Annotated in this window: 10 protein-coding genes; 1 reads left to right on the forward strand and 9 read right to left on the reverse strand. The window is 36.0% G+C overall.

The window, feature by feature from the left end; all coding sequences use genetic code 11:
* Nucleotides 1-79: 79 nt before the first annotated feature.
* Nucleotides 80-964 (reverse strand): CPBP family intramembrane metalloprotease, encoded by an 885-nt coding sequence (locus JSS34_03140; GenBank protein ID MBS0185332.1) that lies wholly within the window; start codon nt 962-964, stop codon nt 80-82.
* A 564-nt stretch (nt 965-1,528) separates the two neighbouring features.
* Nucleotides 1,529-1,858 carry a hypothetical protein gene (locus tag JSS34_03145; protein MBS0185333.1) on the reverse strand — a complete coding sequence of 110 codons (330 nt, stop codon included), beginning with the start codon at nt 1,856-1,858 and terminating at the stop codon, nt 1,529-1,531.
* A gap of 257 nt (nt 1,859-2,115) precedes the next feature.
* On the opposite strand from JSS34_03145, the gene JSS34_03150 reads away from it, so the two are divergent.
* A complete protein-coding gene (locus JSS34_03150; protein ID MBS0185334.1) occupies nt 2,116-3,306 on the forward strand; it encodes an MFS transporter in 1,191 nt (396 codons plus the stop codon).
* Between the two features lie 133 nt (nt 3,307-3,439).
* On the opposite strand, the gene JSS34_03155 is transcribed toward JSS34_03150, so the two are convergent.
* From JSS34_03155 to nuoK, 7 genes are all read right to left on the reverse strand, one after another.
* The gene (locus tag JSS34_03155) at nt 3,440-4,039 is read right to left on the reverse strand and encodes a thymidine kinase (protein MBS0185335.1); all 600 of its coding nucleotides are present in this window, start codon (nt 4,037-4,039) and stop codon (nt 3,440-3,442) included.
* Nucleotides 4,040-4,124: 85 nt separating this feature from the next.
* On the reverse strand, nt 4,125-5,888 hold the full coding sequence (locus JSS34_03160; protein MBS0185336.1) for a ribonuclease J: 1,764 nt from the start codon (nt 5,886-5,888) through the stop codon (nt 4,125-4,127).
* Entirely contained in the window at nt 5,885-6,691 is an 807-nt protein-coding gene (locus tag JSS34_03165) for a type III pantothenate kinase (GenBank protein MBS0185337.1), read from the reverse strand. The genes JSS34_03160 and JSS34_03165 overlap by 4 nt, the downstream gene beginning before the upstream one ends.
* 80 nt (nt 6,692-6,771) lie before the next feature.
* Entirely contained in the window at nt 6,772-8,271 is a 1,500-nt protein-coding gene (locus JSS34_03170; protein MBS0185338.1) for an NADH-quinone oxidoreductase subunit N, read from the reverse strand.
* A gap of 83 nt (nt 8,272-8,354) precedes the next feature.
* Nucleotides 8,355-9,905, reverse strand: a complete 1,551-nt coding sequence (locus JSS34_03175; protein ID MBS0185339.1) for an NADH-quinone oxidoreductase subunit M — start codon at nt 9,903-9,905, stop codon at nt 8,355-8,357.
* A 7-nt stretch (nt 9,906-9,912) separates the two neighbouring features.
* Entirely contained in the window at nt 9,913-11,988 is a 2,076-nt protein-coding gene (nuoL, locus tag JSS34_03180; GenBank protein ID MBS0185340.1) for an NADH-quinone oxidoreductase subunit L, read from the reverse strand.
* Between the two features lie 10 nt (nt 11,989-11,998).
* The gene (gene nuoK / locus JSS34_03185; protein ID MBS0185341.1) at nt 11,999-12,319 is read right to left on the reverse strand and encodes an NADH-quinone oxidoreductase subunit NuoK; all 321 of its coding nucleotides are present in this window, start codon (nt 12,317-12,319) and stop codon (nt 11,999-12,001) included.
* Between the last annotated feature and the right edge of the window lie 29 nt (nt 12,320-12,348).

Here is a 12,348-nt window from a genome sequence, read left to right on the forward strand (position 1 = left end):
CTCAATATCTCTTCTCTCTCCTTCTTTGTCAATTTAATTGATGACACGCCCTAAACAGCAAGAAAGATTTTTTTACATTTTAAAAGGCTGTTTTTAAAGCTGGGTATGTAAAACATAAAAAATGGATGACATTGAGACTAAAGTGCGTCAAAATACTCGCTTCAATACGCCCCGTTGTTTGATATATCCATCCATATCCTAAACCCGCAATCGCTGATAAAATCATATACTGCACTCCTCCATAATAATGGAAAAGTCCAAATAAAAGACTTGCGATGACAAGGGCTCCAAAGGATCGAAAAGGTGTATTTTCAAAACACATAAAAAGGTTTTTTTGAACAAATCCTCTAAAAAAAGCTTCCTCAGAGACACATACAAACAGGAGATTTGTAAGGGTCCAAAGCCAAAAACAATCCGGAATCTTAGGATCCCAACGTACAAATCCCATTCCATAAGAAAGACCTGCGATCACAACAATAACAAAAAAGGCCTTTAAAAAAGTATTTTTAAAAAGACGCCCCCATCCGTGATTTTGGACAAGAAAAGGTGTAAATCCAAGAATGATAAGACCCAAACTGACTTTGTCGAAATTTAAGTACATATTAAAAGGAACAGCATCCGCGCTTATGTATACCTCATTGAGAACTTTTAAGTTTGAGAATCCCGGGATTTTATGAAAGCCAATGGCACATCCTGAGAAAAAAAAGATCATTCCGCTTATAAAACGGATCCATAAGGGAAGAGATTTTTGATAGGTTATGTAAAGGGATGCAGCAAGCCCCATAATGACGCCTATGCCTATCCAATCCACATGACGACTTAACACACCAAAAAAAAGAGCTCCTAAAAATGCTGTCTCCCACCTTAAGACTTTTTTGAAAGGCGCCCATATAAGAAGAACGGATAAAAATAAAAATCCATAACATAAAATTGTGTAAAGATCCAAAGATGAGTAAGACACCATTCCTCCTCTAAAATTTATTTTTCATTCGCATTTTAACTATAGAAACAATTTTCAAAAAAATTCTAGAGACTTTTTTCTATTTTTACCAAGGGATTAATAAATTTTTATTATAAATCTTATCTCCTGACAAAATATATAAAAGACCCTAATTTAGGGATGGGGACAAGAGTCTGCCCATGTACTGTAAGAATGTCAGAAACTTCAATAAATCCTTTCATAACATTCAAAGGTTTAACCAAGGGATTTGAAAGGGCCCTCCTACTATAACTCCCTTTGGAGTTTTCATCTCCTGTTTCTCTTTGTAAAATTGGTATCCAATCATTGCTATTAACATTTCGGCAGGCTAAAACTGTTGCTGTTAAATTTGCAACTCCTTCAATATGTGTTTATGCCATTCAGTTTCTCGGTCCCTTTAATTGTCTTCTCTTACACCGGCAATGCGCTCCTTTATCTTTAATATTTTCATTTCTTTCCTTGTTTTTCTTTCACAGGGAGGATTTTTCTCTTTTTTTAATTATTTTTTATCTTGTCGGGTGATGGAGTATTATCGACATGTTTTTTATTTTATTTATACAACAAGATTATTTCATGATATAATTTACTTAAATCATAAAAGAAGAACAAATATTTCAGAAAAAAGGCCATGTTAAAAAATAAATATCTCTCTTCACTCTCCCTCTTAGCGATAATCGTTAACTTTTCTTTAGCACAAAATATAGCTGGAGCACAAAACTCTTGTCCAGCATTACCTGCAGATTTTAATGCATTTTGCTCAAGCTGTCTTGACTGTGAGCCAGGCCTAAGCGTCGAAAAATGCTTTTGCGCATGCGGCACAGTAGTTTGTAGAACAGATATGGGCAAAATTGTAGGACCTATGTATGAGGGTAGGCTCATACAACATCCCAACTCCCTCTAGGATCTTCTTAACCTCCTTGATAAAATCTCTTTTATTTCTAGAGGTTGAAATTTAAAGCCATTTTTCAATTTTTTTTATTTGCCGGGTGGTGAGATTTTAAAAAGCATATTTAATAAATTTTATGAATTTTAACATCCTTTCTAAAAAAATTCTTTTTTGAAATTTAAAGAAAGATTTAACTGGGCATACGTCTAAAAATCTTTTATAAATATTTAAAATTTTTTAAGGAAAAAACATGAAAAAACAATCAGATTTTATCTTACTTGCCATGCTTACATTGATGTATGGAACTGTATGTATGGAAACAGATATGTATGTTCCAGCGTTTCCCATTATGAAAGATTTTTTTGGAATTACAGATCATCAAATTCAAGCTGTCTTAAGTTACAACTTTTTTGGTATTTTACTTGGGAGCCTTTTATTTGGGCCTCTCTCCGACTCATTTGGAAGATATCGTGTCCTAAAGAGTGGGCTTGCTCTTTTTACAGTTTCAAGTTGGGGCTGTGTTTTTTTAACGAATTTTGACCTATTTTTAAGTTGTCGGTTTATTCAAGGCATGGGTGCTGCAGCGCCTATGGTCACCTCTTTTGCCATGCTCCTTGATAAATATGAAGCGCAGAAAGTCTCTCAACTTTGTTCTGCTTTAAATCTCTTTATTGCTGGCGCGATGGCAGGAGCTCCTATTTTAGGATCCATTTTGATTCTCTATTTTAGTTGGCAAGCCAACTTTTTTATCATTGCAGTTCTTTCAAGCATTGCTTTTATCGGAAGTTTTTTCTTCCTTGATGAGACTTTAGACCGCTCTTCTTGGCTTCCTTTTTCTCCCAAAACGATCTTTAAAGACTTTGGACGGATGTTAACAAGCACGCCATTTATGTTGGGAAGCCTCATTTGCTATTTTCTGTTTGCAGGATTTATGGTTTTTATTGCGAATCTTTCGCTCATTTTCATTGAGCACTTGAATGTCTCTCAAAAATCTTATGGTTTTTACCAAGCAAGCATTATGGGAACTTTCGCACTTGTTTCAACTTTAGGCGCTTGGATGATTGGAAAATTTGGAACAAAAACAACCAAGTATGTAGGTCTTACTTTCTCTTTTATGGGAACAATTTTTCTTTGTATTGTCTCTTTTTATAATCCTCTTCCCATTTTAATTTGTGGGGCTATGTCTCTCTTTACAATGGGTGCAACACTGGCTTCTGTTATTTATGGCGTAGAAGCCGTTAATGTTTTTCCCAATTTAAGAGGTATTTCTTCAGGTCTAACAACAGCTCTTCGACATTTGGTTATTGGCCTTGTGATTGCTTTTAGTTCAACAATCTTTGATGGCTCCATGCGTCCAATTGCCTCCCTAACAGCCGCTCTTTTTGTGATTGTTCTCTGCTTTGCAGCCATATTAAAATCTCGAGAAAACCTTAAAGCGTAAAAAAGTTTCTTGTTTTGAGTCATCTTGTTTAACAACTTTATTCTTGAAAATTTCAAATTTTCTAAAGAAAACCCACTAAAATCACTTTTTCTTTAAACAAAAACAGGACAAAAACTCTGGAAAACCTGATTTTTTACGCTTCGTGCCCCGTTTCTCCAGTTTTGAAATGCTTCCGGCAAAGCGCAATATAACGATCATTGCCTCCAATTTCAATTTGCTCACCTTGACGAACAGCTTTCCCATTTTTATCCATCCGAAGGTTCATCGTTGCTTTGCGTCCACACTGACACACTGTTTTAATTTCAATGAGATTTTCTGCCAGGGTCAAAAGATATTTACTTCCTTCAAAGGGCTCGCCTTGAAAATCAGACCTCAGCCCATACGTTAAAACAGGGATATCAAAGATATCAACGACCTCTCCAAGTTCAAGCACCTGTTTTTTAGTTAAAAAATGAGCTTCATCCACTAAAATGCAACTTATTTTTTGAGAAGGCCCTTTTTCATGAATTCTTTTTTGAATATATTCAAAAAAATTAAAATCTCTCTCAAAAGGCAGAGCCTTTGAATTAAGGCCAATACGTGAAGTGATAAATCCAACTTCATATCGATCATCGAGACTTGGAGAAAATAAAATTGTCTCCATACCCCGTTCATTATAGTTATAGCTTGACTGTAAAAGCGTCGTTGTTTTTCCAGCATTCATCGCAGAATAATAAAAATACATTTTAGCCATTTTTTTCTCACTTTAATTCTAAAAGTTAAAATTACACTCTTTATGTCGCCCAACACGAAATTATTTTAGGAATGCGTTCTCAATTTTACAAAACCCTCACAACATGCACATCCGTAAGGGGCTTTTTTCCAATAACGGATTGTGTTGCTTGTCTTAAGGCTGTTCGAGTAACTTCAATAATCGATTGATCATCATCACGCATCGCATCCGCAAGCCCCTTAAATGTTCGGGAGATTAAGCGCTCAATTTCTTTATCAAGGCGCTTGGCACGTTCAGGGGTTTCTTCGCCATCAACAAGACCAAAAAGACTCCATTTTGGATCTTCTAAAAGTTCATTATAACGATCTAAAACAAGGGTCACAACAGCTGTGCCTTGAGACGCCATTTTACGACGCTCTTTTAAAAGGTTGCTTCCCATTGACACAAATGAAGTCCCATCAAGACCAAGCCTTCCTGAGGGAACATGATCAACAATCTGAATCGAATCAGATGTGAGGCGGATAAGGGATCCATTTGAAGGTGTCACAACTTCTTGTACGCCACATTCTTCGGCCAGTTGTTTATGTTCTTTGAGGTGTCGCGCTTCTCCATGAACAGGAATTGCAAATTTAGGACGCACCCATCGATACATCTCCTTGAGCTCTTCTTGAGCAGGGTGTCCCGAAACATGAATAGGATGATCGCCTGTTGGATGTTTTACAATAACCTCACACCCCCTCATTACAAGAGCATTCTGAAGTGCACCAATAATTTTTTCATTCCCCGGAATAATTCGAGATGAAAAAATAACAGTATCTCCTTCTTCAAGACTAAAATCCGGATGCTGATTCCAAGCAAGCTTAGAAAGGGCTGCACGCGCTTCTCCTTGACTTCCTGTCGAAAGAACAACGACTTGATCACGTGGAAACAGAGAAGCTTCTTTTGGAGTCAAGAAAAAAGAATCTTCTTTCTTGCCTTTATCAATCTTATTTTTCTTTTTAAAAGCATTTTCAGAAACAAGTTCAGGAAATCCCTTTAAGTACCCACATTCTTGAGCGACCTCAATAAACCGAAACATTGATCTTCCCAAAAGACAAACCTTACGTCCAAGACTTTTAGCAACCGTTAAAACAGTCTCAAGACGGGCAACATTTGAGGAGAAACAAGAAACAACGATCGCACCTGACTGATCCTTCATAACACTCAAAAGACCTTTACGCACATCTTCTTCAGAGCCTGAGACGCCACGTTCAAACACATTCGTCGAATCACATACCATTGCAAGGACGCCCTCATCTCCGAGTCGACAAAGCGCTTTTTCATCAGAAATATCTCCCACAAGAGGAGAAGGATCTATTTTCCAATCGCCCGTATGCAAAATTCGTCCCACAGGGGTTTCAATGACAATGGCATTTGGTTCTGGAATAGAATGCGTTAAAGTAATCAATTGAATTTTAAAAGGACCGATTTGAGTCGTTCCACAAAGGGGAATCTCAATAATTTTTGCTTCTTTCTCAAGGCCAACTTCCTGAAGTTTTTTACGAATAAGAGCCGCTGTAAAAGGAGTTGCATACAAAGGTACCTTTATATATTTCCATAAATAAGGAAGAGCCCCAATATGATCTTCATGACCATGTGTCAGAAGAATTCCAAGTAAATTTTTTTGTCGTTCCACAATAAATTGGGGGTCTGGTAAGATAACCTCAATGCCCAAATCTTGAGAAAACGTTACACCAAAATCAACCATGAGCCACTTTTCTTGATACCCATAAAGATTGAGATTCATACCGATTTCTCCAGCACCTCCAAGTGGTAAAAAATAAACTTCTTTTGGAAATGCTTGATTTTGAAGCTTTTTTTGTTGGATCATTTTAATTCCTTTTTATGAGACATCTCTTTGAACACATACCATAATCCCTCTAAAATTAAATCAGGAAAAAAACCATCAAAGACATGGGTCACATCTTTGAAAAGAGAACTCAATCCACCCGTTGCAATGACGCGAGGCCGCCTTGTTAATCCGTGCGTTTCCATAAATTCATGAAGAAGCCTTTGAATAAGTCCTTCAAAGAGGCTTACATATCCCCAAAATACCCCTGATTGTATTTGAGGAATTGTCCATGTTCCAATAACCTGTTCAGGCTTCGTGAGAGGCAGTCTCGGTAAGAGAGCACCTGCTTCTGAAAGGGCTTGCGCCGTGAGAGATGCCCCCGGCGCAATACATCCTCCCAAATGATTTCCCTTCTCATCTATAAAATCAAAGGTTGTTGCTGTCCCAAAATCAACAACCAAAAGTATCTCTTTAAATCTTCCATTCGCACCCACAAAATTAACCAAACGGTCATCTCCCACAGCTTCTGGTCGATCAACCAAAGATGTGACGGGCAAACTAACACCATTCTCTCCAACAACATGCAACGTTTGTTTAAAATATTGTGTTACAAAGTTTTTTAAAACTTGATTTACACTTGGAACAACAGAACATAAAAGAAACCCTTTAAAATCCGAGCTTTTTAAAGCTGCAGCCGTTATTAAAGGAAGCAGGTGCGATGCATATTCATCTTCTGTTCTGAGTACATTATTATGAAGACGCCACTTATGTTCTACCTTACCAGACTCACTCAAAACAGCAAATGTTGTATTTGTATTTCCAGCATCAATTGCTAAAAGCATTTTAATCATCCTTTTTAAAATAAATGGATTAACTTTCTTTAATTACACTTCAAAAAAATAGATCTCTTTCTATACATATCTTAATTTTCCAAGAGGGCCTTCATAACAAAAGACACACACCAAAAAAGAGGTTTTGAGTAGAGAAAAAAGAAAACTGTTCCTGCTAAAGAAATCAAGACAGGAACAAAAAAAGAAAAAGGACACACAACGTCTAAAAAAACTTCTGTTTCATCAAAATAAAGATATTTTATAATCCTTAAATAATATACCGCTGCAATAATGCTCAATAAGCCGACAAAAATAGCAACACCAATAAAGCCCGACTCAATAAAGCTTAAAAGAAGATATAATTTAGAAAAAAATCCAATAAAGGGGGGGAGACCTGCAAAAGAAATCATCAAAAGAGCAATCATAAAAGACATGCTGGGATGGGTTTTTGAAAGTCCTTTCAAATCAGAAAGATCTTTAATAATTCCAAGACGCGAAAACCCCTGAGGGTATCTCAATGCACACAAACATGAGAAAAAACCTACTCCCATAATAAGATAAGACAATAAATAAATAATTGCAGCATACATCCCATTATAATTTCCAAGAACAATTCCAAGAACAATAAATCCCATATGTGAAATGCCACTATAAGCTATAAATCTTTTTATATTTAATTGCCCAAACGCCCCAAATGTTCCAACAAGAATTGACAACAAGGAAGCCACCTTCAGAAGAGGAGGAAAAATTTTAAGAGCATCTAATTCCATTGGAATTGTTTTTATAGGAAACAATAAAATCCATAGATGCAAAATTATAGAAAGAATCACCATCTTGGGAATAAGAGCTAAAAATCCAACAATTGGAAGAGGAATCCCTTCATAAACATCGGGAGCCCACATATGAAAAGGAACAAGTGCAAGTTTAAATAAAAAGGAGGCAATGATAAATAAGAGTCCTATGCACCCTCCCCATCGTACATAAGAAACATGAGAAGAGACAAAAATATTGCATATGTTTTGAAAGTTCAAACTTCCAACGGCTCCATAAAGGAGTGACGCTCCAAAAAGGAATATTCCGGAAGCAACGACTCCTAAAATAAAATATTTTACGGCAGCTTCATTGTTCTTTAAAGATTCTTTTTTAAAAGCTATCAGGATATAAAGCGCACTATTTTGAAGCTCCATCCCTAAATAAAACGACATAAAATCATAGGCTCCAATCATCACAAACATTCCGAGCAAAGCCATGAGAACAAAAATATAAAGCTCTATTCCTAATATTTTTTCTATTTTTAAAGAAGAGAAAGAGAATGCATACACACATATTGTTATACTTAAAACAAGAAATTTTATACAAGTCGTGTATGTATTTGAAACAAATAAATCATTAAAAATATAAAGAGGATGTAAGCTTTGTAAGATGACCAACCCTCCAATACCTGCAAATATTCCAAACATTAGTTTTCCAAGTAAAACACCTTCTTGGATCTCTTTTTTAAGAAAAACAGCTCCTGTCAAAAAAATTAGAATCAAAGTTCCAAGGGCCACTTCAGGAATAAAACACACGATATCTGTTAAAACATTTCCCATTAAAGTCCCCATCGATTTTTTTTGGATGATCTCATTTTAAAAAAGTATTCAAAAAATTGTCCGAGCATTTAAATTTCCATTTTTCAAAGGGCGCATTCAGTCGAAAATTTTGACTGATCTATCTTAAAAGCTGGAATCAGCTCTTCTTCCTGCCGCCCATAATAAGCAAGCAATTTAGAAATTGGCTGGTTTATAATAGAAACAAAACTATTTGGGTAAAGCCCAATCCAAAGCATACATCCAACAAAAAAGAAGAGAAGGCTCCCCTCTCGTTTTGATACATCTTTAAGCTTTAGAAACCTTACTTTTTCAACTGGCCCAAATATAATTCGTTTATAGAGCCCAAGCATATAAGAGGCCGATAAAATAATTCCAAGCCCTGCGCTAACAGTCATAAGAGGCGATGATTGAAAAGCACCCAAAATAACAAGAAATTCACCAACAAATCCTGATGTTCCTGGCAAACCAACAGACCCCATCGTAAGGGCCATAAAAAAGACACTAAAAAGCGGCATAAAGGAGACAATACCGCCATACGCTTCAATGTCTCTTGAATGAACACGCTCATAGAGAATTCCTATACATAAAAAAAGACCCGACGAAAGAAGCCCGTGGCTTAGCATTTGGATAATTCCCCCCTCTAACCCCTCTTTTTGAAAGGTAAAAATCCCTAAAGTCACAAACCCCATATGAGCAATAGACGAATATGCAATAAGCTTTTTTATATCACGTTGAACCATTGCAACCAAAGACGCATAAATGATGCTAATCACACTTAATGTCCACACATAAGGCGCAAAAAAAAGCGATGCTTCCGGAAAAAAAGGAAGAGAAATTCTTAAAAACCCGTATCCTCCCATTTTTAATAAAATACCCGCAAGAATCATAGACCCTGCGGTAGGAGCTTCTACATGCGCTTCTGGCAGCCAAGTATGAAAAGGAAACATTGGAAGTTTAATGGCAAAAGAAGCAAAAAAAGCGATCCACAACCAAATTTGAATATTTTTCTCAAATGGATAAAGAGCTAGATCCGGAATGCTCGTTGTGCCTGCTTTAAAGAAGAGAAAAAGAATGGCAATGAGCATAAAAATTGATCCCGTTAGGGTGTAAAAGAAAAATTTGAATGCAGCATAAATACGCCTTTCCCCACCCCAAATTCCTATTATTAAAAATATTGGAATAAGAGTCCCTTCAAAAAAAACATAGAAAAGAAGCAAATCTAAAACAGAAAATGCCCCTAAAATAAATGTTTCTAATATAAGAAAAAAAATTAAAAATTCTTTTGGCTGATGCTTTATTCCATTCCAGCTCCCTAAAATACAGAGAGGAATTAAGGAGGTTGTTAACAAAATAAAAAACAAGGAAAGTCCATCAATTCCTAAAAGATACCGTATATTAAGGCCTGAAAGCCATTCTTTATTTTCAACAAATTGATAAGAAGCAGAATCCACATCAAATTTCCACCAAATAAAAAGAGAAATTATGAAGGTACATCCTGCAATAAAAAGAGCTGTATTTTTTAAATTTTTCTCTGTCTTCCCTAATGTTTGAGGAATTAAAAGAATAAAAACTGCCCCTAAAAAGGGTAAAAAAACAAGAAGAGAAAGAAGGGGAAGTCCATCAAAAATCGTCATTGGAAACTCATTCAAACCTGTTTGTGATTTCATTTTTTTGAGTAAAAAGCATCCCAACATCATTCTTTTTATCCAAAACATGAACTTCTTGTAAAAATGCCCTTAGATTTTCAAAAATTCCTTCAAAAGAAATTTCAAAAAATTGTAAGAGCCCCCACGTTGAAGCCACCATCAAACCAATCATCATAATGGACACGTAATTTGGGATAAATCCAGTTTGATAATGCCGCACTTTTTCTGAAAGCCAACAAATACCCCTTGAAATACCATTAAGCCCATAATCAATTCCCTGCCGGTCTCCTTGCTTCCAAAAAAAATTTCCACAGGCCCAAGCTGGTTTTACAAAAAGAACATTATAAAGCTCATCAAAAAACCACTTATTATAGACGAAACCATAAAGCTCAGGGAATTGGTTTTTAAGATGACCGGGCAAAGTGGTTTTCCGAATATAAAAAATAAATGCTAAAAAGAAACCCATAATTGCCATTATTTGCGGGAAGTTGTGCACAATAAGGGCATTTTTTTTATTTAGAAATTTTAAGGATGCCAACATAACTTCTTCAAAATGAGTATTAAAAGAATTTCCCCAAAAAAGATGTTTATTCTCAATGAAAAGCCCATACCCAATATACCCCCCTAAAATTGCTCCTATACTTAAAATTAAAAGAGGAATAATCATAATGGGAGGAGATTCATGAAGATGGGCCATTACCCGTTCATCTGCCCGTACTTTTCCATGAAAAACAAGAAACAAGAGCCTGCATGAGTAAAAAGCTGTAAATAGGACAGAAAGAAGCCCTAACCAAAAAGCAAGGGTTCCTATTAAATTTGAGCTTCCCCACGCAATTTCAAGAATTGTCTCTTTAGAATAATAACCCGAAAAAAATGGAATCCCCATAAGGGCCAAAGAGCCGATCCACATTAATACATAGGTAACTGGGATAAATCTTGCCGCTCCTCCCATCTTCCAAAGATCTTGTTCATTTGAAAATGCATGAATCACGGAACCTGCTCCTAAAAAGAGAAGCGCCTTAAAAAAAGCATGGGTACATAAATGAAATATAGAAGCTGCATATCCTAACAAGCCTGCAGAGAAAAACATATATCCCACTTGAGAGCAAGTTGAATAAGCAATAACACGTTTAATATCATTTTGTGTCATTGCAACCATACTTCCAAAGAGCGCTGTCAAACTCCCAATCACAACCAACATTGAACAAGCGAAGGGAGCACTCTCAAAAAGGTGAGAGCATCTTAGAATTAAAAAAACACCTGCTGTTACCATCGTCGCTGCATGAATAAGTGCAGAAACAGGTGTGGGACCTTCCATGGCATCAGCAAGCCAAGTATGAAACCCTATTTGAGCGGATTTCCCCATTGCAGCAATAGAGATTAAAAAACACACAATTTCAAGAAAAGAAATCGTTCCTCCGAAACTTGAAACAAAGGTTGATTTAAGAAGAGAACAATTGTCTAAAATAACTGAAATTTCAAAAGATCCGATGAGAGCATAAATTAATGCAAGAGCCATAATAAAAGCTAAATCTGCGACACGATTCATAAGGAATGCTTTTTGAGCTGCTCGGTTTGCTTCTGGTTTTGCATACCAAAAACCAATCAAAAGATAAGAAAAAAAGCCAACGCCTTCCCATCCCAAAAAGAGCTGAACTAAATTAGAAGAGACAACAAGAAAGAGCATAAAAAATGTAAATAAACTTAAAAAAGCCATAAATCTTGAAATATGAGGATCACGTGCCATGTATCCAATAGAATAAAGATGAACTAAAGCTGAGATAAGTGTAACGATACTCATCATAACAACAGCAAGCGTATCGATATAAAGAGAAAAAAAAATTTTTAAATTTCCGATTTCAAGCCAAGAAAAAAGAGGAACCTGAATCACCTCGTGGTCAAGCCCAACTTTTTCAAACAATACAATCGAAAAAACAGCTGATAAAAAAATAAACCCCGTCGTTATAATTTGACACAAGCGCGGAGATAAAAGAGGCCAAATACATCCAAATAGACCTGCAATCAGGCCTCCTAATAAGGGAAAAAAAGTTGCCATGACAGCATAAAACATCATAAAGTTTTCAACCCTTTAACTTTTCCATATCTTGGACAGATACCGTTCCTTGATTACGAAAGAAAACAACTAAAACAGCAAGCCCAATAGCAGTCTCAGCTGCACCAACGGTTAGAATAAAAAAAACAAAAACCTGTCCCATTAAATTAAACAAAAAAGCAGAAAATGCAATAAAATTAAGGCTTACTGCTAATAAAATAATTTCAACGGCCATAAGCATTAAGATAACATTTGTCCGATTTAAACATATTCCCATAATTCCGATGATAAATAAAATGCCTCCAACACATAAATAATGCGAAAGCCCTATCGTTAAAAACTGGGTCATGTTGTCTTTTTTCTCCAATTAAAAAATAA

This window comes from Pseudomonadota bacterium, from assembly GCA_018242545.1.
Taxonomy (GTDB): domain Bacteria; phylum Pseudomonadota; class Alphaproteobacteria; order 16-39-46; family 16-39-46; genus 16-39-46.